We start from the raw sequence: 23222 nt of genomic DNA, 5'->3' as shown, positions 1-23222 counted from the left end.
TACCTGCCATATTCCGCCGTTCACATCAACCTTACCGGGAGAGTCCCTTGCTCTCCAGCGCCTGAAGGTAGGACTGCCAAATCGTAGCCTGATCGCGGCCCAAACGGTAGAGGTAAGGCCACGAATAGATCCCGGTGCTGTGCCCGTCGTCGAACACGATCCGGACGGCATAGTTGCCGACGGGCTCGAGCTGGACGATGCCGACGTCGCGCTTGCCTGCGACCGTCACCTTCTGCGAAGGCACGTGACCCTGGACCTCGGCCGAAGGGCTCTCGACGCGCAAAAGCTCGGCCGGATAGCTGAACGTGTTGCCGTCGTCGAAATCGATCTCGAGCCGCTTCTCCGCACGGCGCACCCGGATCTCGAGCGGCCAGGGCTGGCTCGCGGGACTACTCGTCATCGGCGCGGACCTCGCGCGGCACGCACTCGCTGTCGTCGAGCGGGCGGGCCTCCTCGACCAGCATGATCGGAATGCCGTCACGTATCGGATAGGCGAGGCCCGCCTGTTCGCTCACGAGCTCGTTGCGTGCCCGATCGTAGCGGAGCGGGCCCTTGGTGAGCGGGCAGACGAGAAGATCGAGCAGGCGCGGATCGGGGCCGGCTTCGGGTGTCGGCGACGTCAACGGATCCTCTCCCGGAGCTTCCTGGGCATGTCAGTGGCGCAAGGTGGAGCCGCCGGGCTCGGCGAGCGCTTCCATCCGCATCAGCGCGATGAGAAGCTCGGCCTGCCGGCCCATGTCCGGTGCCTCGAGGAGGGCCTGCTTCTCCTCCGCCTCGAACGGGCAGATCATGCACAGAGAGGTGACGAGGCCCGCGAGCGGCGCGGCATCGATGGTGCTCCAGTCGGCCTCGATGCCGTGGCGGTCGAAATAGGCCCGGAGCACGCCGAGCAGGCCAGCCTTGAGCTCGGCCGGCGGCAGCGCGGGATAGAGGTCCTGCCGCCAGCGGCCGAAATCGGCCTCCACCTGCCGATAGGGGGTGGCAACCTCGAGCTCCTCGGTGACATCGAACCGGCAGACCCCGGTGAGCGTGATGAGGAGCCTGCCGTCGGTGGTCTCCTCGAGGCTCGAGATGCGGCCGACACAGCCGGTGCGGTAGAGGGCAGGTGCCGGCGACGGATCGTCCTCGGTCTTGGGCTGGATCATGCCGATCACGCGATCGGTCTGCATCGCATCGCGCACCATCCGCAGATAGCGCGGCTCGAAGATATTGAGCGGCAGATTCCCGCCCGGCAGCAGGAGCGCACCCCGGAGCGGGAAGATCGGAAAGCGGCGCGGCAGGCTCGAAGCGAGATCGGCCATGGGAGCGGGTCGGGGCGCTAGCTGAACAGCACCGAGGAGAGCATCCGCCGCCCCTTCGCCGTCGCCGGGTGCTTGGGGCCCAAGGCCTCGAAGAACCGGACGAGCTGCTTGCGCGCGAGGTCGTCCTTCCAGGCACGGTCGCGCTTCACGATCTGGACGAGATGCTCCATCGCGGTCTCGATCTGGCCGCGCAGGAACATGATGGTCGCGATCTGGTAGCGGGCCTCGTGGTCGTCGGGATTGGCCTGCACGCGTGCCAGCAGGTTCGTGGGATCGCCGAGCTCGCCCGCCTCCTCGGCGAGCGCCAGCGCCGCCTTGGCGCCGGTGATGGCGGTATGGTTCGCGAGCTCCTTCGGCGCTCCTTCGAGGAGCTGCCGCGCCTCGGCGAGCTTGCCGTCGGCGAGAAGACAGCGCGCGAGCCCGCCCAGGGCCTCGGGCTGGGCCGGATCCTCGGCCAGGATCTGCTGGTAGAGGCGGGCCGCCGTGCGAGTGTCGCCGTGCTCGGCAGCCTGCTGCGCCGCCTGGAGCAGATCGTCGCCCTCGTCGGGGCCGAGCGGGCCCATGCTCTGGATCAGCCGGTCGACCAGGGCCTTGATCTGACTCTCGGGCTGCGCGCCCGCGAAGCCCGTGACGGGTTGGCCGCCCAGGAAGGCGTAGACCGTGGGCACGGACTGGATACGGAGCTGCTGCGCCAGCTCGGGGTTCTCGTCGATGTTGATCTTGACCAGCCGGACCTTGCCCTTGGCCGCGCGCACCACCTTTTCGAGAACGGGCGTGAGCTGCTTGCAGGGTCCGCACCAGGGCGCCCAGAAATCGACCAGCACCGGCACCTGCTGGCTGGCGCGGAGTACGTCCTGGGCGAAGGTCTTGAGCGATCCGTTCTTGATGATGTCGGCATCGCCACCGGCGGCGGAGGCGGGTGCACCGGCGAAGAGCTGCATCGAAGCGACCTCTTTATCCTGACTTCCCGTCGTCGGGCGACCGATCGAGCCGACCCCGGCGCGGCCTCGAGAGGGGCTGCGCGCCTGCCGGTTAGATGGCCAATCGCGGGCGGGCTTACAAGACCATGGTCATGGCAGGGAATCGGCCGGACCGACGTGATTAGGGGCTTGCCAAGCCCCTGCCGTCCCGCTAGATACGCGCCACGCCGGCTGGCCGGCGATGCGGGCGTAGCTCAGGGGTAGAGCACAACCTTGCCAAGGTTGGGGTCGAGGGTTCGAATCCCTTCGCCCGCTCCAGTTCCTCCGATGACAATGCGGACATGTGTTATCGGCGCAACGGCGTCGATGGCCGCAGACCGTCCGGGAGCGGGCAGCACCCGTGCGAAATGGTCCGCCCGCAAGGCGCTCTCCGGTGCCCGCGCTCGGAATGGCTCCCGTCCGTTCTCTTGCTGGATCAAGCATTCATCAACCGGCGAGGATTAGGCTGCAGCCGTGATCGCAGCGTGGGAGCAGCGGCAGTTGGGTCCTTCCGGAATCGTGGGCATACGATGGGGCAGGCAGCCGGATCGAGACGGGTGCCGTCCGGTCACAGCTATTGGCGCAGGGGAAAAACCGCTTTACCCGCGGGCAGGCTCGGTTAAGACGAGCCCATCCGCCAGCCGCGCTGCCCGAAGTTGAAGCTGCTGGAGAGGTATTCACCACTGCCGATTCTCGGGACGGCAGCGATGTTGTCCAGCACCGATCTGGGACCTGCGCTACCAAGGACGGGACATGCCCAAGAAGCCCATCGATGTCGCCGCTGCGGCGGCCTTCGTCATCGGTCTCCTGTTCCTCGCCTTCATCGCCGGCTTCTTCGACGGCAAGAACAAGTACGCCTTCTATCCGCAATTGAAGGCGATGGAGCAGACCACGCGCGGGCTCTACAACGCCTATCTCGACAAGCCGGACTACATCGCGCCGGGTCGCCCGGGCACGCCTGCGCAGCCGCAAGCGCGCATCCTCGACCGGTCCCGCGTCGCTCCCGGCGCGACGCTCGTCGTCGGCTACACCATGACCGGCTTCAAGGCATGGCTGGTCGACATCGACGGCAGGAAGCTGCACGAGTGGAGCATCCTGTTCAGCCAGGCCTTCCCGAAGCCCGAGCACCTGATGTGGCAGGCACGCGACACGGTCATCGCCTGGATGGGCGCCCATCTCTTCCCGAACGGCGATCTCCTGTTCAACTTCCAGGACAACAACTTCCCGTTCGGCAGCGGCCTCGTGAAGATCGACAAGGATTCCAGGATCGTCTGGAAGCTCGCCCGGAACACGCATCACGACCTCGTGGTCCAGCCCGACGGGACGATCTGGGTGCCGTCGCAGCATTACCGGCCCGAGGGCATCCCGGAATTTCCCAACATGATGCCCTGGTACTACGAGGACACGATCCTCAAGGTCTCGCCGGACGGGCAGGTGCTCGACGAGATCTCGGTCCTGAAGGCGCTCCAGAACCATCAGGGTCTCCTCTCCGTCACCTACCAGAAACCCCTCGACATCGAGGCCGAGGATCCGCTGCACCTGAATGGCGCCGAGCCGCTTCCGGCCGAATGGGCCGATCGCTTTCCCGGCCTGAAGGCCGGTGATCTTCTGGTCTCGATGCGCAACGTGAACGCGATCGCCGTGATCGACCCCGAGACCCGGCAGGCGAAGCGGGTCTACACGGGCCCGTTCGTCCGCCAACACGACGCCGACTACCTGCCCAACGGCCACTTCATGGTCTACGACAATCTCGGCGGTGATCCGGCCTGTGGCCGCACCCGCCTCCTCGAGCTCGATCCCGCCGATATGTCGATCGTCTGGAAATACGACGGCTGCAAGGACGGCGGGTTCCGCAGCGTCGACCGGGGCATGCAGGACGTGCTGAGCAACGGCAACATCATCACGGTCGATGCGCACGAGGGCCTCGTGCGCGAGATCACCCACGACCCCGAGCCGAAGCTGGTCTGGGAATATGTCAACGTGATCGGCGAAGAGGATGGCAAGCCGATGGTGGGCATGATCACCTACGCCGCCCGCATCCCCGAAGAACAGTTGACATTTCTCGGCCATTGAGTGCCGGCTTCGGCCGGCCGAACCGCGCCGGGCTCGCCGGAGCTCCACCGAAGGATGAGGCCCTGCGGGCGAGGGCCGCGCCAGCGGCGGCTCTTCGGGCAAGGAGCCGGCATCCCCAAGGGGTGGCGTTTCCGGCGCGGCTCTACGCCCGTGGATGAGCGCGGGTGTAAAGAGCGATCAGCCGTCGGCTGTCGACCTCGGTGTAGCCTTGGGTGGTGGAGAGGCTGGCATGACCGAGAAGCTCCTGGATCGCGCGGAGATCGGCACCGTCGCCCAGGAGGTGGGTCGCGAAGCTGTGGCGAAGGGCGTGCGGGGTCGCCGTCTCGGGCAGGCCCAGCGTCGCCCGGAGCTGGCGCACCTGCTTCTGCACGACCCCCTGCTGCAGCCGTCCGCCGCGCACGCCCTTGAACAGCGGCTCGTCCGGCAGAGGCGGGTTCGGGCAGGCGGCGAGATAGGCGGCGATGGCTTCCGCGACGATCGGCAGGATCGGGACGAGCCGCTCCTTGTTTCCTTTGCCGCGCACGCGCAGGCCGCGCAGGGCCCGCGGGTCCATGCCGACGTCGCGCCGGTCGAGGGCGAGCGCCTCGCCGATGCGCAGGCCTGCACCGTAGAGCAGCATCAAGAGTGCCGTGTCGCGATGGCCGAGCCAGAGCTCGCGCGCTTCGGTCCTGGCACTCAGGATCAGGTCGCGCGCATCCGTTTCCGCGAGCGGTCGGGGCACCCGATGCGGCAGGCGCGGCGTGCGCATCACCTGCAGCGCCGGATTGTGGATGCCGTGCCGGCGGTCGATGTAGCGGAAGAAGCTGCGCACGCCGGCGATCGCCCGCGCCGTCGAGGTGCGGGCGAAGTCCTCGCCGTGGCGCCAGGCGAGCCAGGCGCGCAGATCGACGAGCTGCAGCGCCGCGAGATCGCTCAGCGCCACGTCGCGAGCGAGATGCCCGGCGAGGAAGCGGATGAAGCTCGCCATGTCCTGGCGGTAGGCCTGCTCGGTGCGCGGGGCGAGGCGGCGCTCGCTGCCGAGCCAGCGGCACCAGCTCTCGACGACGTCGCGCAGATCGGGGGTGGCGTGCTGCAGCAAGAGGGAGCCTTCGGCTGACGATCCTGGCCCGATCATGCTATCAGCCGGGTTCCCGTTCAACGCTCGGCCCGATCCAAGGACCTCATGCCCGGCAGCGCTGTCCCCGTCATGGTGCCCGTCCCGCTCGACGGCCCGTTCGACTACCGGCTGGACGAAGGCCCGGAACCGGCGCCGGGAACGTTCGTCGAGGTTCCGTTCGGCGGCCGGCGGCTGATCGGCGTCGTCTGGGACGAGCCCTCGGCCAAGGCCCTCCCGCTCCACCGGCTGAAGCCGCTGGGTGCCACGCTCGATGCTCCGCCCATGCCGCAGCCGCTGCGCGCCCTCGTGCGCCACGTCGCGAGCGAGACCCTGGCCCCCATGGGAGCGGTGCTGAGACTCGCCATGAGCGTGCCCGCCGCGCTCGAACCCTGGCCGACGAAGCTCGCCTACCGGCGCGCGTCCGATGCCGCTCCGGCGGGACTGTCCAGGCAGCGCGCCGCCGTGCTGGCAACGCTCGCGGACGGTGCGGTCCTGCTGCCGGCGGCGCTCGCCAAGGCCGCCGGTGTCGGCACGGGCGTGGTGCAGGCGATGGCACGCGACGGCCTGCTGGCGCCAGTGCCGCTGATCGAGCGGCCGACCTGGCCCCGCCCCGATCCCGCCCGCGTCGGGGTCGAGCTCACGGGCGCCCAGCGGGCGGCGGCCGACCGGCTCTGCCGGCTGGTGGGAGCAGGCGGCGGGGTGGTGCTCCTCGATGGCGTACCCGGTGCCGGCAAGACCGAGGTCTATTTCGAGGCGGTCGCGGCCGCCTTGCGCCGCCAGCAACGCGTGCTCGTGCTCCTGCCCGAGATCGCCCTCTCCGCGCAGTGGCTGTCCCGGTTCGAGCGTCGCTTCGGCACCCAGCCCGCCGTCTGGCATTCGGCGCTCACCCCGGCCCAGCGCCGCCGCACCTGGCGCCTGATCGCCGAAGGGGCGATCGACGTCGTGGTCGGCGCCCGCTCGGCCCTGTTCCTGCCGCTGCAGGGCCTTGGCCTCATCGTCGTCGACGAGGAGCACGACGGCAGCTTCAAGCAGGAGGACATGGTCCTCTACCATGCCCGCGACATGGCGATCGCGCGGGCGAGGCTCGAGGGCTGCCCCATCGTGCTGGCCTCGGCGACGCCTTCGGTCGAGACCGCCATGGCGGCGGGCTGCATCGCCGGCGGCCCGCCGGCCGCGCCCGGCTGGCATCACGTGGCGCTGCCCGCCCGGCACGGCGGCGCTACCATGCCGGCGGTGCAGCTGGTCGACCTGCGCCGGGAGCGCCCGCCCCGCGGCGGCTTCCTGTCGCCGCCCCTGCGCGCGGCACTGGTCGAGAACCTTGCGGCCGGCGCCCAGTCGCTCCTGTTCCTCAACCGGCGCGGCTACGCGCCGCTCACCTTGTGCCGGGCTTGCGGCCATCGCCTCGCCTGCCCCAACTGCTCGGCTTGGCTCGTGGCGCACCGGCTGCGCGGGCGCCTCCAGTGCCACCATTGCGGCTATGGCATGCCCGCCCCGGAGCACTGCCCGAGCTGCGGCGCGGTGGGCATGCTCGCGGCCTCCGGCCCCGGCGTGGAGCGGCTCGCCGAGGAGCTCGAGGAGCTGCTGCCCACGGCGCGCGTGGCGCTGATGACGAGCGACACCATTGCCGACACCAAGGCCGCCGCCGCGATCGTCCAGGCCATGGAGGCCCGGCGGGTCGACGTCCTGATCGGCACCCAGATCATCGCCAAGGGCCACCATTTCCCCGCTCTCACCCTCGTCGGCGTGGTGGACGCGGATCTGGGCCTGGGCGGCGGCGACCTGCGCGCGGCCGAGCGGACGTTCCAGCTCCTCTACCAGGTGTCGGGGCGCGCGGGCCGGGAGGAGCGGCCCGGCCGGGTGCTGATCCAGACCCACCTGCCCGAGCATCCGGTGATGCAGGCACTCGCGGTCGGCGACAAGGATCGCTTCCTCGCCGTCGAGCTAGAGGAGCGGCGGACCGGCGAGATGCCGCCGTTCGGCCGGCTCGCCGCCCTGATCTTCGCCGGCAGCGACGCCGAGCGGGTCAAGGCCGAGGCGCGCGCGGTGGCCCGTGCGGCCCCCGAGACCGAGGGCATCGTCGTGCTCGGCCCGGCACCCGCCCCTCTCGCCCTCCTGCGCGGCCGCTACCGCGAGCGTCTGCTCGTCAAGGCGACTGCCGGCATCGACCTTCCGGGCTGGCTGCGCGCCTGGCTCGCCCCCATCAAGCTGCCCGCCGCCGTCCACCTGCAGGTGGACGTCGATCCGGTGAGCTTCCTGTGAGTCGCGAGCACCGGCGGCCGCGCTGTCGCAAGCCGGTGCGCGGGCTCACGCAGCTCCAACATTTTTCATGTTAATCGTTGAAACACCCCGACTTCTCGAATTCGTTCGTGCAATTCCGCTTCGTAAGGCCGCCCCTTCCCGTCGCCCGGCCGCGCCGGGAACGATCTGGAATATTATCCTAGAGAATGTCGACGGGCAAGACCGGGCGGTCGCAGACGGGCGTCAGAACCGGAACGGCAGGTCGAACTGGATCGGCAGCGAGACCCGGATCACGTAGTCGGGTGTGTCCTCGTTGAGCCCGATGCTGCCGCTCACGTCGAGGAGCGTGCGCCGGCCGACGATCACGGACGCGCCGAGGTCGAAGCTGATACTGGAGAAGTCCGAGCCCTTGATGTCGTCGCCTCTCGATCTCGCCTCGTCCACGAAGGCCTGGCTGAAGCCGAACCGGAGCGAGGTTTCCGGGCTCGCGGCGAGGAAGACCGAGAGGGAGTAGCCGGTCTGCTCGCCCGGACGGAAATGGTCCTCCGTGAAGCTGCGCTCGTAGAAGGCGCTGCCTACGAACACGAGCGGATCCAGGCTCTTCGAAGCCGTGAGCTGGCCGCTCAGGGACTGGAAGCCGTTGCCGATGCTGACTTCGTCGTCGTTCTTCTCGCCCGTGCCGGTGTTCCAGGTGACGCGGCCCACCAAGTCGGCACCCCATGCCTTCTCGGTGAGCAGCGTCTTGGCCAACCCGACCGTGAAGTCGCCCACACCCGAGCCGTGCTCGCTGGTCCGACCCTGCCCGCCCCCGCCGATCAGGGTGGCGGTGGACTGGTCGACATAGGTGTAGGAGGGCAGCCCGAGCTCGATCTGGCTGTCGAACGGCAATCCGGCCCGAAGATCGATCCCGGCATCGAGGATGTTGCGCCGCAACCTCAGATTCGCGACCGCCACGGGTACACCGTCCTGCAGCGCCAGCGCCGGCGAGTCCGTGTCCGTGCGCGTGTAGCTGAAATTGGGCGAGATCTCGACCGTGCCGGGCGGCAGAAGCACCACGCCCGTGGTCACGAGCGAGCGCTCCAGCGCCCGCTCGGCCGTAGCCTGATCCACCGTGACGGCACCCGGCCCGGCCGGACGCTGCGCCTGCTGCGGCGCCGGCTGGGCGGCAGGCGGCGTTTCGCCGGGTGCCGCCTCCTCAGCAGCGGTCTCCGGCCGCTCGGGCGCCGCCGTCGGGGCCGCACCCTTGGCCGGCGTTCCGCTCAGGCGCCGCTCGAGCTCCTCGACCCGCCGCACGAGGCCGGCGATGGCATCGTCCCGCTGCCGCAGGAGGCGCTGCAGCTCCTCGCGGGTGGGCGCCGCCGTGGGCCGATCCTGTGCCAGCACCGGGGATGCGTGGATCATGGGGCTCGCGGCGGCCGTGCAGAGCAGGGCCGAGCCGATGGCAGCACGCGCTACGCGGAAAAATTCACGATGCATCGTTATCCTTCGGCAGCGGCCAAATATGTGAGGATCTCAACGCAGGATGAGGAAATCCTCTGGTTTTGCCGCCATCAGATTGGGAACTTCCAGCCCGAGTGGCGGAGCGACGACGAAACCTACCTTCCCGATTTCCCCGAAGTCAATCCAGGCGTCGAGGAAGCGGTCGGTGCGCATGGTCCGGTTGCCGTAGGCCGGATCGGCGAGCAGCACCCGGTCGCCCAGCACGCCGCGGAAAATAACGAAATGGTTGTACCCGAATACGCTGATCGGGACGATGATCGGCGCCTTCGCGATCAGGTCGTCGAGCGTGAGCCGGCCGTAGCCGATTCCCTCGTAGCCGTACGAGTCGGCGACCCGCTTGAGATCGAGCAGCGAGAAGCCCTGCTGGGCCGCAACGAGAGTGGGATTGGCCAGGTATTCCTCGCGCCCGATCAGGCGTACCGCCACCTCGTGCTCGGTGAGGTTCTCGCCGTGCTGGTAGTTCAGGAGCGTCGTCAGCGCCGCGGCACCACAGCTCAGGTCGAACTGCTGGACGATCACGTGCTCGCGACGCTGCTCGAACAGGCTCCTGACCGGCTTCGCCTGGCTCGTGGTCGGGGCGAGCATCGCGACGAAGAGGCCGATGACGAGGCAGGCCGTGCGCCGGCACGTCGTCTCGCGGCGCGGGACTCGCATGGTGTCGCCGGTGGGCGGAGCCGATCGGGACCGATAGCCTGCGGACCATGCCAGGTGCCGTTCTCGCATCGCCGTTCCCCTGACGGTTTCGGATGCGCTGCAACCAACGCTCTCGCACATTTCGCGCACGACGTCAAAAGGGCCCCCCAGACGAGGCCGGGAGGCCCTCCGACGCCGACAGACCCAAAGCAGGACTATGCGGCGAACATCCTCAACGCGGAGTCGCCTTTCACTTCTTCCTGACGATGTTCCTGATGTCGACAACATTCACCGCTGTCTGGTTGATCGTAACGGTGCCGCCACCGGCGACCGCACCGGCGGCGCTGTTGCAGGCGGAGTTGATGACCACCGTGCAGCCGGTATTGATCGCGATGGCGAGGTTCAGGTTGTTGTTGGTGGTGTTGCTGGGCGGCGGAGCCGGACGATGATGCGGCTTCTTATGCCCAGCCGTGATGCTGTCCAGCTGCAACGCCGAGAGCTGCACCGGCCCCCCGAAATCGGCAGCTTGGGCGATCCCGACGGAGCCGACCAGCGCGACCCCTGACAGCAATGACAGAAGCTTCCTCATTATACCCAATCCTTAGGCTGTAACTTCTCTCTACGTCCGACTGACGCCGCGGGAGGCACCAGTCCCTGCAGGTTGGTCTCAGCGAGGGTTGGGATCAACTTCGATTAAGTTTTAATACGGCCTCGAACATCGGCGCCTGCCGGCTATAACTTTGGCGCATCGGCTCTTTACCCCATAAGAACCTCCACGCATACTCAAGTTGCGCACGGAGCGATGACATCAATTATCAAGATAGTGAGATGCCTTATAGGCGACCTGGCGGGTGCAGTCGAACGCATTAGTAAAAAGAAGTCCGGCCGCGATCGGCATGAAGCCGACTGCGGGCCGGACCACGGGTCGAACCCTCGTCGCCCACAAGGCGGCGCGCTGCCCGCGCCTTGCCGGGAAGCATCCCGACTCGGCGGGGCTGGGCGCACCTTTCGGCGCGATCTGGTCTCAGTGGGCGGATTTCACGGTGATGCCCAGACCGCCGAGGATATGGTTGATGTTGATGCTGCCGGGTTTGACGCTCGTGCTGTGGCTGCCGACCGAGACCGAGGTCGAACCACCGCTCGTGGTGGCGATGGCCACGCCGCCTTTCGTCAGAACGGTCCGGCTCACGAGGACCGTGCGGCCGCCTTTTCCGACGATGCGCAAGGTCAGCACCGAGCCCGACCGCGTGATCCGCACCGTGTTGCCGGCCACGGTGAACACCTGATTCAGCCTCGTGGCCGTGAGGTCGACGACCCGACGGAAGGTGACGTGGCCGGAGCGGTCGAGGAACCGGACGACGAGCCGCCTCGTGCCATGATCGGCGACGAGGCGCACCTGCAGCGTCCCGTTCCGCAGATGGGTCTGGGCCATGGTCACGGCCACGACGACACCGCTCGCGTTGACCGCGTCCATCTGGTCGTCGGTCAGCCTGAGCGGCTCGTCGGCGAGCCCGGCATTGGGCTGCATGGCGAGCAGGGGGACGGCGCAGAGCGCGACCCATGCGAGCGACTTCATTGTCTTCATAACATTAGGCCCCGTGGCTTTGCCTCGAATGGTCCGTCGACGAGACTGGAAGCTGGCAGCACGGGCCTGCGAGGCCTTCTCAAGGCGGCAGCGGGCCGGCGCCCGGCTTCCGGAATTGAGCCACAACAACGCAAGGTCGAGCCCTTGCCCAGCCTCTCCTTGGTATGTGTGACGAAAGTTGTCGGTCGGATCGCGTATTATGGTGCATACACCCGACCGTATAAACTTTTGAGCGGTCCCGCCGTTCACACCATGGACGGATTACGCCCATGACGGAATGCCAGGCGATCGAGCATTGATACTTGGCGCCCCGTAGTTTGATGCGGTCGCAGGACGACGCGATCAGCGCCTCTGGGATCGCCCACACACGCCGATGGAATATCGGATGGCCACGAGCCGCCCGGGCCGGTCGCTGGCGGGAGGCCCGTCGGCTAGCTGATCGAGACCATGGTGAGCGCGCCGCTGCCGCCGCTGGTGCTCGAGCGCGACGAGGAGCCGGTCGAGCTCGTGAGATCGATCACGAGGCCGCCTTCGGACGTCTGGACGATGCGGCAGGACAGGGAGTCGCCCTGGAAGGTCCGCTCGAGGAGCTCGGCACCGGAGAACTCGTGCGTCTGCCGCCCGCTACCGGTCTCGACGGTGCAGCGGGCCGTGTACGACGTCCCCTGCTCGGGCTCGATGCGCAAGGTCAGCTCCTTGGCCATGGCATTCGCTGCTCCCATGGCGGCCAGGCACGACGTCGAGAGCCAGACGACAAGGGAGCGGCTGCGCTTCATGCTCGTTCACCTCACCTGCTCCGGCCGCCTCGCGCCGATACCGGCGACTTCGGGCGCCTTGCTTCCGGAGCCAGCCCCGTACACCAATCGACTCGGCGCCAGTCGATCATGCATCCATGCTTCCCGGATGTCACCTACCGCCACGAGTACGCCGAGCCATTCCGATCATTCTCTTGCTCCCGAGAAAGAGCCTTCCTCTCTTTCCAGGAGAGGAAGGCCCTTCGTCAGTCGGAAGCAGAGCCGAACGGCATTTGTAGCAAGTGGACAGGATCTGACGGATGATACCCAATACCTGGCTTGTACTTGGCCGACGCTTCAGCCAGAACGATCCATGATGGAGGGAATCCAGCGTCGGATCCGATCCGCCAGAGCATGCCATGAACCTCCCCAAGCGCTTGATCCTGCATGTTTTCCCGAATCTGCGACAGCGTCGAGAAGGCAGCGGGACCAATCGTTCGAGCCACAGCCAAGCTCACAACACGCTCTTCGAGCGCTAATGCCGGCCTCTCGATTCAAGGAACAATAATGTTAAGTTGAGTGACTGGCTGAACGTTGATATTGGCAAAACCAGACTGGTTGACCTGCTGTGCATTCTGATTGCATTGAACGTTAACGATGCATCCAACAGTGACCTGTCTATTCACCTGAACCCGGTGAAAACCAGCAATGACGCTGTCCATCTGGCTATAGGACAGCAGCACCAATTGGGACTTCGACGTCTTCACATCAGCAGCCTGAGCCGCTCCAACAGAAGCAATTATCGTTACAGCCGACAACAAGGCGGAAAGCTTCTTCATGATAGGGACCCTCTTGATGTTGTGTAAGATTATAGCGATCAATTTGTCTAGAATTAACCCAGACCATCGATCGCAACATAACATCTATCAGGTATTTCTCTATGACAACTTCTCATAAGTAGTATCCTTGATTTATAATTATCCCATCCAATCGCATGCAAATTATTTCTTGACTTATTGCGCCATATATTTATTATACATGAATATTTTTGGATAGTAAATTTACAGAAATTTGATAGCATTACCTCGAAAAGATGCCTATGGATTAAAAGGATTTACTGACATTATTCCACAAAGAGAACATTTATTGATCTCATAATTCGACACACGCCGCAACAAAACCAAGCAACTCATACACAGGATGAATGCCGATCTTTCTTTATAGAACCTTCTATTTCACATGCAAACTACCGGGGATAGTTTCGACAGTTCGTTTATTGCTCACTCAATTCTGTGAAATCCGGCAACGGGTCGGGCCTTCCCTCTCGGCATCACAGGTTTCGGTGCGTCAGCTACAACGATTGATCCCCTGGACGTAGTCCGCAGGCGACGGGATAATATTCGGTTGGGGTGACACCATCGTTTCCGGTTCGGAGCAGACGGTGTCGGGAGAAAGCGGCTCCGGACGAGGGCGGCACTTCGGAGCCTTCAGGGGGAACGGACGACGATGGCAGTTCTCATCGGCAACAACGGCAGCAACACGCTCACCGGCGGGCCGGCCAGCGACGTGATCCTGGGCCTCGGCGGGGCCGACATCCTGCGCGGCAACGGCGGCGACGATGCCCTGCTCGGCGGTGCGGGGGACGATCGGGTCTTCGGCGGGGCCGGCGACGACGCGCTCACGGGCGGCACGGGCCACGACCGGCTGTTCGGCGGCAACGGCGACGACGCGCTCGCGGCCGGCAGTGGCAACGACATCCTCTTGGGCGGCGGCGGCAACGACGCGCTGGCCGGCGGCGAGGGCAGGGACGTGCTGTTCGGCGGCACCGGCCGCGACGCGCTCGCCGGTGGCAGCGGCGACGACCGGCTGTTCGGCGACGCCGGCAACGACGCGCTCAGCGGCGGCCTGGGGCGCGACGTGCTCACGGGCGGGCGGGGCGACGACCGGTTCGTGTTCAGCAGCACGGCCGAATCGGTGGTCGGTGCCCGGCACGACGTCATCACCGATTTCGGTCAGGGTGCCGGCAACAACGACGTCCTCGACCTCCGGCAGATCGATGCCGACACGACCCGGCCCGGCAACCAGGCCTTCACCTTCATCGGCGACGCCGCGTTCACGGGTGCTGGTCAGGTGCGGGCGGTGGACGTGGGCGACGACAAGCTCGTCCAGCTCGACACGGACGGCGACAACGCGCCGGAATCGGAGATCCTGCTGGTCCACGGCGCCGGGCTGACCCTCACGACCGGCGACTTCCTCCTGTGACCTCGGCCAGCGCTCCGTGAGCTGAAGCGCCCCTCATGCGTCGTGACCGGGCACCGACCCGGTCATCCGGCCTCCTGCCCTGCCGCCTGGATGGCCGGTTCGGCAGCCGGCCATGATACCGGAGAACGGCTCCTCTCGAGCACGCTGGCCGCCCGCTCCAGGACCAGGGCGTAGCCCCAGGGCCCGAGCTCGATCGTCCGGCCCGCAACGCGGCTGCCGGGTGCTATCCGGCCGTCCTCGGGAGCCAGCCGGCGCGGTCTGCGGCAGCGCTGCGGTTCGCCGCTCAGGTTGAAGGCGCAGACCATGCGCTGTCCGTCGCGCTCGCGGGCGAAGACGAGCAGAGGCCCCTCGCTCTTCAGGAAGCGGATCGTGCCGGTCTTGAGCAGCGGCTGGCGCCGGCGCCAGGCGAAGAAGGCGCGGGTGGCATTGAGCGTGGAGTCCGGATCCGCCGCCTGCACATCGACGGCACGGGCGAGGTGGACGGCCGGCACGGGCAGCCAGGGCTCGCCCGTGGTGAAGCCGCCATGCGGCGCATCGTGGCGCCAGGGTATCGGCGTGCGGCAGCCGTCGCGGCCCTTGTAGGCGGGCCAGAAGGCGAGGCCGTAGGGATCCCTGAGCTGCTCGAACCCGAGCTCGGCCTCCTCCAGGCCCAGCTCCTCGCCCTGGTAGAGGCAGGGCGTGCCGCGCAGACAGCCGAGAAGGACCGGCAGCAGGCGCCGCAGGGCCTCGGGCGCGTTGTCGCCGCCGAAGCGGGTGACGGGGCGGCAGACGTCGTGGTTGCCGAACGACCAGCAGGCCCAGCCCTCGCCTTTCTTGCCCTCGAACCGCTCGACCACGCGGCGGATGATCCGGGGCGAGGGTTCGCAGCGTGGCAGATCGAAGGTATAGGCCATGTCGAGCCCGCCGCCATTGGTGTATTCGGCCGCCCGGATGAGCGCGTCGTCGCTCGTGCTGATCTCGCCCAGGAGCACCTTGCCCTCGTAGCGTTCGGTAAGGGCATGCAGAGGCTTCAGGAACAGCTCCACCAGCTCCGGCCGCGCCCGGTTCCAGCGCGGCTCCTGCATCTTGTAGGGCGAGGCCGGTACCGAGCCCGCGGCCTGGAGCGAAGGCCGCCGGCTGCGCGGCGGGTTGTTGCGGAGCTGCGGGTCGTGGACGGCATGGTCGATGGCATCGAGCCGGAAGCCGTCCACGCCACGATCGAGCCAGAAGCGGGCGGCATCGAGCAGCGCCTGCACGACGGCCGGGTTCCAGAGATTGAGCTGCGGCTGCTCCTTGAGGAAGTTGTGGAGGTAGTACTGGCCGCGCCTGGGCTCCCACTCCCAGGCGCTGCCGCCGAACACGGAGAGCCAGTTGTTGGGCGGGCTGCCGTCGGGCCTGGGATCGGCCCAGACGTACCAGTCGGCCTTCTCGTTGTCCCGGCTGGACCGGCTTTCCTGAAACCAGGGATGCTCATTGCTCGTGTGGCTCGGCACGAAGTCGATCAGCACCTTGAGGCCGAGCCGGTGCGCCTTCTCGAGCAGCGCGTCGAAGTCCTCGAGCGTGCCGAACAGGGGATCGACCGCACGATAATCGGCGACGTCGTAGCCGAAGTCCTTCATCGGGCTCTTGAAGAAGGGCGAGATCCAGACCGCATCGACCCCGAGCTGCTCGACATAGTCGAGCTTCTCGGTGATGCCCGGCAGGTCGCCGACCCCGTCGCCGTCGGTATCGAAGAAGCTTCGGGGGTAGATCTGGTAGATCACGGCACCCCGCCACCACTCGTCGCGGCGGCGCGCCGCTCTGGGCGAGGCGTGCAGCAGCGCTCGGCGCATCGTCGGCGCCCCTCTCGTCCTGTCGTTCCCCACAAGGCCACACGCCTCGGGCTCTCTGGCTCCGGCCCGTGCGGCCGGCGGACTCCTGCCGCAACTCCGGCATCAACGCCAGAGGCGACCGGTGCCGCCTACCGTCGCGGGTCGGTGGCGACAGGAGTTTCGGTCGTGCCTCGGAACCCTATCGAACGGCTCGGTGTTTGGGGGACGGGCCAGCCGGAACGGGCTCGTGCGGTCCGGCGTGCCCCGAAGTGACGCCGAAGAAGGAGCCGCAGGCGGAACGATGGGCAATCTGGCACCGCGCCTCTACAACCTCCATCCGCTGTTGGCCGGCCCGATTCGGCGCTGGCCGCAGCACCTGCCACGCATCGCGGGCATGGGCTTCGACTGGCTCTACGTGAACGCCTTCTGGGCGCCGGGAGCCTCGGGCAGCATCTATGCCGTGCGCGACCCTTTCGATCTGCATCCGCTCGTGCGCGGGGAGGCGCAGGAGCCGGCACACGCCCTTATCCACCGCTTCATGGAGGAGGCGCGCGGCCACGGCCTGAAGGTGATGGTCGACCTGATCGTGCCGCAGGTGGCGCGTGACGCGGTTCTAGTCGAGCAGCATCCTGACTGGTTCCGCCGCGGGCCGGACGGCGGGCTCGTGGCACCGGTGCTCGCCAACCCGAACGACCCGCGCCGGCCGCGGGTGATGAGCGATCTCGCCGAGCTCGAGTTGCGCGATCCCACGAAGCAGGGCGCCCAGGTCGCCTATTTCGTCCAGGTGGCGCGCCATTTCCTGGGCCTGGGCGCTGCCGGTTTTCGCTGCAGCTCGGCCTACAAGGTGCCGCCGGACGTGTGGCGGGCGATCATCGGTGGCGTGCGCCAGCACCACCCGGATGCCGTGTTCCTGGCAGCGGCCTTGGGCTGCCCCTTCGATCAGGTGCGGGCGCTCCATGGCTGCGGCTTCGATCTCGTTTTCGACAGCAGCTTGTGGTGGGATTTCCACGCGCCATGGTTCCTCGAGCAGGCCGAGGAGCTGCGCCGCATCGCCCCCACCGTGGCGTTCCCCGAGGACCACAATACCCCGCGCCTGGTCGAATCCTACGACGTCCAGACGCCCGAGGAGATCGCGCGGCTCTACCGCGCCCGCTACCTGTTCGCGACCGTGATCGCGTCGGGTGTCTTGATGCCGATGGGCTTCGAGTACGCCTTCCACCGCCGGCTCGACCCGGTGCGCACGCGCGAGGAGGACTGGTGGGCCGAGGCCGCCGATCCCGAGGTCGACCTTACCGGCTTCATCGCCGAGACCAACCGCTTCAAGGCCGAGACCGGGGTACTCAACTCGCCCTGCTATCTTCGCCGGGTGACGGCCCCGAACGGCCGGTGCGTGGGCCTGCTCCGGCTCGACGCCGGCACGCCGCTCGCGGCCGAGCACGCGGCGCTCACCGTCATCAACCCCGACCTGTCGCGCCCCGACGGAATCGATTTCGGCCCGCTCCTGACCGCGGCCGGCGGGCGGATCTCGGCGTTCAAGGACAGCACACCCGGCGTGCCGCCTCTCCCCTTCGTCGTCGGCACGCCGCTGACGCTCGATCCTCTGGGTGTTCGCGTGTTCACCGGCAGCATCGAGGCCAGCCGGGGCACGCGCCATGTCGCCTCGCCCGAGGAGGCGCAGCGCCGGCTCGAGGTGCTGGCTGCGAACCGGGTAGCGATCGAGCGGGTCTCGCCCGAGCTCGACGGCGGCCGTTTCCCGGTCAAGCGCATCGTGGGCGACGTGCTCGAGGTCGAGGCCGACATCTTCGCCGACGGCCACGACAAGCTCGCGGCCGTGGTCAAGTACCGGGCGATCGACGAGCCGGACTGGCAGGAAGCGCCGATGGCCTTCCTCGACAACGACCGCTGGCGCGGCAGCTTCCCGCTCGTGCGCAACACGCGCTATCTCTACACGATCGAGGCTTGGCGCGACCTCTTCGCCTCCTGGCGGGTCGAGGTCACGAAGAAGCACGACGCGGGCCTCGAGATCGATCTCGAGCTGATCGAAGGCCGCATCCTGATCGAGCGCGCGGCCGAGCAGGCGCAAGGGACGGACGCCGAGGCCTTGCGCGATCTCCTGCGCCGGCTCGGCGAACGGCAGCATGATCAGGGCCGGCTTCTCGCCATGATGCTGGGCGAGGACACCCGAGCGCTCATGGCGCGTGCGGGCGTGCGCACGAACCTCTCGCGCTACGGGCGGGAGCTCGAGGTCGTGGTCGACCGGACCGCCGCCCAGTTCGCTTCATGGTACGAGCTGTTCCCGCGCTCGATGAGCGACGATCCGAACCGGCACGGCACGTTCGACGACGTGATCCGCAAGCTGCCCTATGTCCGCGACATGGGCTTCGACGTGCTCTACTTCCCGCCGATCCATCCGATCGGGCGCAAGAACCGCAAAGGGCGCAACAACAGCCTGACCGCCCGTCCCGAGGACCCCGGGAGCCCCTACGCGATCGGCGCCACGGAAGGCGGGCACAAGGCCATCCACCCCGAGCTCGGCTCCTTCGAGGACTTCAGGCGGCTCGTCCACGCCGCACACGAGCACGGGCTCGAGATCGCGCTCGACTTCGCGATCCAGGCCTCGCCCGACCATCCCTGGACCACCGAGCACAAGGAGTGGTTCGACTGGCGCCCGGATGGCACCATCAAGTATGCCGAGAACCCACCCAAGAAGTACGAGGACATCGTTCACATCGAGTTTTACGGGAACGCCCTGCCCGCGGTCTGGTACGAGCTCAGGGATACGCTCCTGTTCTGGATCGAGCAGGGGGTGAAGACCTTCCGGGTCGACAACCCGCACACCAAGCCCCTGCCGTTCTGGGAGTGGGTGATCCGCGAGGTCCAGGATCGGCACCCCGACACGATCTTCCTCTCCGAGGCCTTCACCCGGCCGAAGGTGATGGCGCGGCTCGCCAAAATCGGCTTTACCCAGTCCTACAGCTACTTCACATGGCGCAACACCAAGCAGGAGCTGACCGAGTACCTGACCGAGCTCACCCGCGAGGAAGCCAAGGAGCACATGCGGCCCAACTTCTTCGTCAACACGCCGGACATCAACCCGGTCTTCCTCCAGACCTCGGGCCGGCCGGGCTTTCGCATCCGCGCCGTGCTGGCGGCGACGCTCTCGCCGCTCTGGGGGGTCTATAGCGGCTTCGAGCTGTGCGAGGGCACGCCGATCCCCGGCCGGGAGGAATACCTCGACAGCGAGAAGTACGAGATCAAGGCCTGGGACTGGGACCGCCCCGGCAACATCCGCGAGGACATCACGCGGCTGAACCGCATCAGACGCGAGAATCCGGCCATGTGGGAGTTCACGAACCTCGAGTTCCACCCGGCCTGGAACGACAACGTCATGGTCTACAGCAAGATGACGCCCACCCGCGACAACGCCGTCCTGGTCGCGGTCAATCTCGACCCGCATCACGCGCAAGGCTGCCAGTTCGAGCTCCCGCTCTGGCGCTTCGGGCTCGACGACACCGCCAGCATCGGGGTCGAGGACCTGCTCTCCGGCCACCGCTTCGCCTGGACCGGCAAGATCCAGCACGTTTGGCTCGATCCGCACCACAACCCCTACGCCATCTGGCGGCTCGTGCCGCCCGGCCTGCCGTCCTGAGGCCCCATGAACCTCGAGAGTACCACCCTTCCACCTCCCGACGAGGCCGAAGCGAAGCCGGAGGTCGCGACGCAGGCCCTGCCGGTGGCTCAGCCGCAGGCGGCCGATCCGCTCTGGTACAAGGACGCCATCATCTATCAGACCCACATCAAAGCGTTCTTCGATGCCAACAACGACGGCATCGGCGACTTCGAAGGGCTGATCCAGAAGCTCGACTACATCCAGGAGCTGGGCGTCTCGGCGATCTGGCTCCTGCCCTTCTATCCCTCGCCCTTGCGCGACGACGGCTACGACATCTCGGACTACCGCTCGGTCAACCCGAGCTACGGCACGCTCCGGGACGTGCGCCGGCTGATCCACGAGGCGCACCGGCGCGGGCTCAGGCTCATCACCGAGCTCGTCATCAATCACACCTCCGACCAGCATCCCTGGTTCCAGCGGGCCCGCCGGGCGAAACCGGGCTCTCGGTGGCGCGAATACTATGTCTGGAGCGACACCGACCAGAAATATAAGGACACGCGCATCATCTTCCTCGACACCGAGAAGTCGAACTGGACCTGGGATCCCGAGGCCAAGGCCTATTACTGGCACCGCTTCTACAGTCATCAGCCCGACCTCAACTTCGACAACCCCCGTGTGATGAAGGAGGTCTTGAGCATCCTTCATTACTGGCTCTCGATGGGGATCGACGGACTCAGGCTCGACGCCATCCCCTATCTCGTCGAGCGCGAGGGCACCAGCTGCGAGAACCTGCCCGAGACGCACGCGGTCCTGAAGCGCATCCGGGCCGAGATCGACGCGCACTATCACGGCCGGATGCTGCTCGCCGAGGCCAACCAGTGGCCCGAGGACACGCGCCCCTATTTCGGCGAGGGCGACGAGTGCCACATGGGGTTCCACTTCCCCCTGATGCCGCGCATGTACATGGCGATCGCCCAGGAGGACCGGCACCCGATCACCGACATCATGCGGCAGACGCCGGACATCCCCGAGAATTGCCAATGGGCGATCTTCTTGCGCAACCACGACGAGCTCACGCTCGAGATGGTGACGCAGAACGAGCGCGAGTATCTGTGGAACGTCTACGCTGCCGACCGGCGGATGCGGATCAATCTCGGCATCCGCCGCCGCCTCGCTCCGCTCATGGACAACGACCGGCGCAAGATCGAGCTGATGAACGCGCTGCTCATGTCCATGCCCGGCACGCCGGTGATCTATTACGGCGACGAGATCGGCATGGGCGACAACATCTTCCTGGGCGATCGCGACGGCGTGCGCACGCCCATGCAGTGGTCACCCGACCGCAATGGCGGCTTCTCCCGCGCTGATCCGCAGCGCCTCTATCTCCCGCCGATCCAGGACCCGATCTACGGCTACCAGGGCGTCAACGTCGAGGCGCAGACCCAGAACCCGGGCTCGCTCCTCAACTGGATGAAGCGGCTCATCGCCGTACGCCAGGGCCGGCGCACCTTCGGCCGCGGCTCGCTCACCTTCCTCTATCCGAGGAACCGCAAGATCCTGGCGTACCTGCGCGAGCACGAGGGCGAGACGATCCTTTGCGTCTTCAATCTCTCGCGCAACGCGCAGGCCTGCGACCTCGAGCTCCCGCGCTATCGCGACCGGGTGCCGGTGGAGCTTCTGGGCCGCACCGACTTTCCGCCGATCACCGAGCCCTATTACCGGCTGACGCTGCCGGGCTACGGCTTCTTCTGGTTCCTCCTGGCCGAGGCGAGCCAGCTCGGTAGCTGGCACGAGCCCGCCGTGGAGCCTCTGCCCGAGTTCATCACGCTGGTGCTCCACGACAGCTACCGCTCGATCGCCGAGAGCCGGGGCGGGCGCGAGCTGGCGCAGCACGTGCTGCCCGAATACCTGCCGAAGCAGCGCTGGTTCGCCGCCAAGGACCGGACGATCGAGTCCGTCCGACTGGCACTCGCGACCGAGATCAAGGATCTGACCGGCAGCGGCACCTATCTTCTGGCCGAGCTCGACGTGACGCTGCAGGGAGCGCCCCCGCAGCGCTATCTCCTGCCGTTCACCGTGGCCTGGGGCGAGGAGCACCTGGCGCAGGGCGCTCCCCTCCTGCCCTACACGCTGGCGAAGGCGCGCCGCGGCCCCAGGGTCGGCGTTCTCTACGATGCGACCCACGCCGACGGCTTCGCCCGCACGCTGGTCGGGCTGATGCGCGAGGAGCGCACGATCCCTGCGGGCGAGGGAACGCTCCGCGCCCACGCCGGTACGCGTCGCGACGAGCTCGCCGTCTCGCCCGAAGCGGCGGTGCGGCGCCTGGGCGCCGAGCAGAGCAACAGCTCGCTGCTCCTGGAAGAGCGAATGATGCTGAAGGTCTACCGCCAGCTCCATCCCGGCATCCATCCCGAGATCGAGATCGGCCGGTTCCTGACCGACGTGGCCGAGTTCCCGAACACGCCGCCACTCCTGGGCTGGCTCGAGCGGGTCTCGGGCGATGGCGAGTCCACGGCGCTCGCCGCCGCGTTCGGCTTCGTCTCGAACCAGGGCGACGGCTGGCGCTACACGCTGGATCATCTCGACCGTACGCTCGAGGAGCTGCGGCATATGCCCGAAGCCGACCGGCGCCCGCCGGCCGAGCTGCACGAGCTCTACCTCGCCGTGGCCCAGCTCCTCGGCCGACGCACGGCCGAGCTGCATCGCGCCTTCGCGATCCCGACCGACGATCCCGCCTTCGCGGCCGAGCCCGTCGGGGCCGAGGATCTCCGGACCTGGCACGAGGAGGCGAGAGCCCAGGTCGAGGCGGGCTTCGCCGTGATCGAGAAGCTGCGCGGCAACGAGGCGTTGGCAGCGGAGGTCGAGGCGGCACTCGCCGCCCGGCCCGCGCTCGAGGCGGCGCTCGAGGCGCTCGACGCCGTGCCGCCGGGCCTCGTCAAGACGCGGCTCCACGGCGACTATCACCTGGGCCAGGTCCTGGTGTCCAAAGGCGACATCATGATCCTCGACTTCGAGGGCGAGCCCGCGCGCCCGCTCGCCGAGCGGCGCGCCAAGTCCTCGCCCGTGAAGGACGTGGCCGGGATGCTGCGCTCGTTCGACTACGCCGCCTGGGCCGGGGTCTTCCGCTTCGCCGAGAGCGATCCGGTAGCGCTCGACACGCTGCTCCGCCCGGCGCTGGAGTGGCGGGCCCTGGTCTCGAAGGTGTTCCTCGACGAGTACCGCGCCACGATCGGCGACTGCCCGAGCTGGCCCGCGGAGCCCGCGGCCGCCGAGGCGCTCTTGCGTTTGTTCATGGTACAGAAGCTGTTCTACGAGATCGGCTACGAGGCGGCCAACCGGCCGGCTTGGCTGCGCATCCCGCTGCGCGCGCTCCAGGAGCTCTTCGTGGCACGCGAGCAGGACAAGGGGGAGGGAAGCGGTGAGGCAAGGATCGGTTGAGAG

Annotated in this window: 17 protein-coding genes and 1 tRNA gene; 6 read left to right on the top strand and 12 right to left on the bottom strand. The window is 67.4% G+C overall.

Annotated elements, in window-relative coordinates; genetic code table 11:
* Positions 1 to 31: 31 nt before the first annotated feature.
* From U1T56_RS03145 to trxA, 4 genes are read right to left on the bottom strand one after another with little or no spacing between them, the layout of a single operon-like run.
* A complete protein-coding gene (locus U1T56_RS03145) occupies positions 32 to 400 on the bottom strand; it encodes a gamma-butyrobetaine hydroxylase family protein (protein WP_418157981.1) in 369 nt (122 codons plus the stop codon).
* Entirely contained in the window at positions 390 to 623 is a 234-nt protein-coding gene (locus U1T56_RS03140) for a Trm112 family protein (protein WP_418157980.1), read from the bottom strand. Before U1T56_RS03140 ends, U1T56_RS03145 begins: the two co-directional genes overlap by 11 nt.
* Positions 624 to 653: 30 nt before the next feature.
* Entirely contained in the window at positions 654 to 1301 is a 648-nt protein-coding gene (locus U1T56_RS03135) for an LON peptidase substrate-binding domain-containing protein (protein WP_418157979.1), read from the bottom strand.
* Positions 1302 to 1318: 17 nt separating this feature from the next.
* On the bottom strand, positions 1319 to 2242 hold the full coding sequence (gene trxA / locus U1T56_RS03130; protein ID WP_418157978.1) for a thioredoxin: 924 nt from the start codon (positions 2240 to 2242) through the stop codon (positions 1319 to 1321).
* 222 nt (positions 2243 to 2464) lie between these two features.
* Between trxA and U1T56_RS03125 the strand changes: the two genes are divergently transcribed.
* A tRNA-Gly gene (locus tag U1T56_RS03125) sits at positions 2465 to 2539 on the top strand.
* A 474-nt stretch (positions 2540 to 3013) separates the two neighbouring features.
* Entirely contained in the window at positions 3014 to 4333 is a 1320-nt protein-coding gene (locus U1T56_RS03120) for an arylsulfotransferase family protein (protein WP_418157977.1), read from the top strand.
* Between the two features lie 142 nt (positions 4334 to 4475).
* Here the strand turns inward: U1T56_RS03120 and U1T56_RS03115 are convergent, their stop codons facing one another.
* A complete protein-coding gene (locus U1T56_RS03115) occupies positions 4476 to 5411 on the bottom strand; it encodes a tyrosine recombinase XerC (RefSeq protein WP_418157976.1) in 936 nt (311 codons plus the stop codon).
* A gap of 84 nt (positions 5412 to 5495) precedes the next feature.
* Between U1T56_RS03115 and U1T56_RS03110 the strand changes: the two genes are divergently transcribed.
* Positions 5496 to 7688: a primosomal protein N' gene (locus U1T56_RS03110; protein ID WP_418157975.1), complete on the top strand. Its 2193-nt coding sequence runs from the start codon at positions 5496 to 5498 to the stop codon at positions 7686 to 7688.
* Positions 7689 to 7910: 222 nt separating this feature from the next.
* Here the strand turns inward: U1T56_RS03110 and U1T56_RS03105 are convergent, their stop codons facing one another.
* The 6 genes from U1T56_RS03105 to U1T56_RS03080 all read right to left on the bottom strand — a co-directional run bounded on the left by U1T56_RS03105 (position 7911) and on the right by U1T56_RS03080 (position 12958).
* The gene (locus U1T56_RS03105) at positions 7911 to 9143 is read right to left on the bottom strand and encodes a transporter (protein WP_418157974.1); all 1233 of its coding nucleotides are present in this window, start codon (positions 9141 to 9143) and stop codon (positions 7911 to 7913) included.
* A 36-nt stretch (positions 9144 to 9179) separates the two neighbouring features.
* Positions 9180 to 9821 (bottom strand): C39 family peptidase, encoded by a 642-nt coding sequence (locus U1T56_RS03100; RefSeq protein WP_418157973.1) that lies wholly within the window; start codon positions 9819 to 9821, stop codon positions 9180 to 9182.
* A gap of 229 nt (positions 9822 to 10050) precedes the next feature.
* The gene (locus U1T56_RS03095) at positions 10051 to 10389 is read right to left on the bottom strand and encodes a hypothetical protein (protein ID WP_418157972.1); all 339 of its coding nucleotides are present in this window, start codon (positions 10387 to 10389) and stop codon (positions 10051 to 10053) included.
* Positions 10390 to 10824: 435 nt separating this feature from the next.
* Positions 10825 to 11376 (bottom strand): hypothetical protein, encoded by a 552-nt coding sequence (locus U1T56_RS03090; RefSeq protein WP_418157971.1) that lies wholly within the window; start codon positions 11374 to 11376, stop codon positions 10825 to 10827.
* A gap of 440 nt (positions 11377 to 11816) precedes the next feature.
* A complete protein-coding gene (locus tag U1T56_RS03085) occupies positions 11817 to 12089 on the bottom strand; it encodes a hypothetical protein (protein WP_418157970.1) in 273 nt (90 codons plus the stop codon).
* Between the two features lie 584 nt (positions 12090 to 12673).
* The gene (locus U1T56_RS03080) at positions 12674 to 12958 is read right to left on the bottom strand and encodes a hypothetical protein (RefSeq protein WP_418157969.1); all 285 of its coding nucleotides are present in this window, start codon (positions 12956 to 12958) and stop codon (positions 12674 to 12676) included.
* Positions 12959 to 13625: 667 nt separating this feature from the next.
* Between U1T56_RS03080 and U1T56_RS03075 the strand changes: the two genes are divergently transcribed.
* Positions 13626 to 14381 carry a calcium-binding protein gene (locus tag U1T56_RS03075; RefSeq protein WP_418157968.1) on the top strand — a complete coding sequence of 252 codons (756 nt, stop codon included), beginning with the start codon at positions 13626 to 13628 and terminating at the stop codon, positions 14379 to 14381.
* Positions 14382 to 14443: 62 nt separating this feature from the next.
* On the opposite strand, the gene U1T56_RS03070 is transcribed toward U1T56_RS03075, so the two are convergent.
* A complete protein-coding gene (locus tag U1T56_RS03070; protein WP_418157967.1) occupies positions 14444 to 16192 on the bottom strand; it encodes an alpha-glucosidase in 1749 nt (582 codons plus the stop codon).
* Positions 16193 to 16472: 280 nt separating this feature from the next.
* Here U1T56_RS03070 and U1T56_RS03065 point away from each other — a divergent pair, with 280 nt between their 5' ends.
* The gene (locus tag U1T56_RS03065) at positions 16473 to 19820 is read left to right on the top strand and encodes a maltotransferase domain-containing protein (protein WP_418157966.1); all 3348 of its coding nucleotides are present in this window, start codon (positions 16473 to 16475) and stop codon (positions 19818 to 19820) included.
* Between the two features lie 6 nt (positions 19821 to 19826).
* A complete protein-coding gene (gene treS, locus U1T56_RS03060; RefSeq protein WP_418157965.1) occupies positions 19827 to 23219 on the top strand; it encodes a maltose alpha-D-glucosyltransferase in 3393 nt (1130 codons plus the stop codon).
* The last annotated feature ends 3 nt before the right edge of the window (positions 23220 to 23222 follow it).

The organism is Benzoatithermus flavus (assembly GCF_037908215.1).
GTDB lineage: Bacteria > Pseudomonadota > Alphaproteobacteria > Geminicoccales > Geminicoccaceae > Benzoatithermus > Benzoatithermus flavus.
The sequence above is the reverse complement of the archived record's forward strand: the minus strand, read 5'-3'. Positions and strand labels throughout refer to the sequence as shown.

Coding starts and splice junctions, on each gene's coding strand:
- U1T56_RS03145 (WP_418157981.1), bottom strand. CDS start 400: ATGACGAGTAGTCCCGCGAGCCAGCCCTGGCCGCTCGAGATCCGGGTG.
- U1T56_RS03135 (WP_418157979.1), bottom strand. CDS start 1,301: ATGGCCGATCTCGCTTCGAGCCTGCCGCGCCGCTTTCCGATCTTCCCG.
- trxA (WP_418157978.1), bottom strand. CDS start 2,242: ATGCAGCTCTTCGCCGGTGCACCCGCCTCCGCCGCCGGTGGCGATGCC.
- U1T56_RS03120 (WP_418157977.1), top strand. CDS start 3,014: ATGCCCAAGAAGCCCATCGATGTCGCCGCTGCGGCGGCCTTCGTCATC.
- U1T56_RS03110 (WP_418157975.1), top strand. CDS start 5,496: ATGCCCGGCAGCGCTGTCCCCGTCATGGTGCCCGTCCCGCTCGACGGC.
- U1T56_RS03105 (WP_418157974.1), bottom strand. CDS start 9,143: ATGCATCGTGAATTTTTCCGCGTAGCGCGTGCTGCCATCGGCTCGGCC.
- U1T56_RS03100 (WP_418157973.1), bottom strand. CDS start 9,821: ATGCGAGTCCCGCGCCGCGAGACGACGTGCCGGCGCACGGCCTGCCTC.
- U1T56_RS03095 (WP_418157972.1), bottom strand. CDS start 10,389: ATGAGGAAGCTTCTGTCATTGCTGTCAGGGGTCGCGCTGGTCGGCTCC.
- U1T56_RS03090 (WP_418157971.1), bottom strand. CDS start 11,376: ATGAAGTCGCTCGCATGGGTCGCGCTCTGCGCCGTCCCCCTGCTCGCC.
- U1T56_RS03085 (WP_418157970.1), bottom strand. CDS start 12,089: ATGGCCAAGGAGCTGACCTTGCGCATCGAGCCCGAGCAGGGGACGTCG.
- U1T56_RS03080 (WP_418157969.1), bottom strand. CDS start 12,958: ATGAAGAAGCTTTCCGCCTTGTTGTCGGCTGTAACGATAATTGCTTCT.
- U1T56_RS03075 (WP_418157968.1), top strand. CDS start 13,626: ATGGCAGTTCTCATCGGCAACAACGGCAGCAACACGCTCACCGGCGGG.
- U1T56_RS03070 (WP_418157967.1), bottom strand. CDS start 16,192: ATGCGCCGAGCGCTGCTGCACGCCTCGCCCAGAGCGGCGCGCCGCCGC.
- U1T56_RS03065 (WP_418157966.1), top strand. CDS start 16,473: ATGGGCAATCTGGCACCGCGCCTCTACAACCTCCATCCGCTGTTGGCC.
- treS (WP_418157965.1), top strand. CDS start 19,827: ATGAACCTCGAGAGTACCACCCTTCCACCTCCCGACGAGGCCGAAGCG.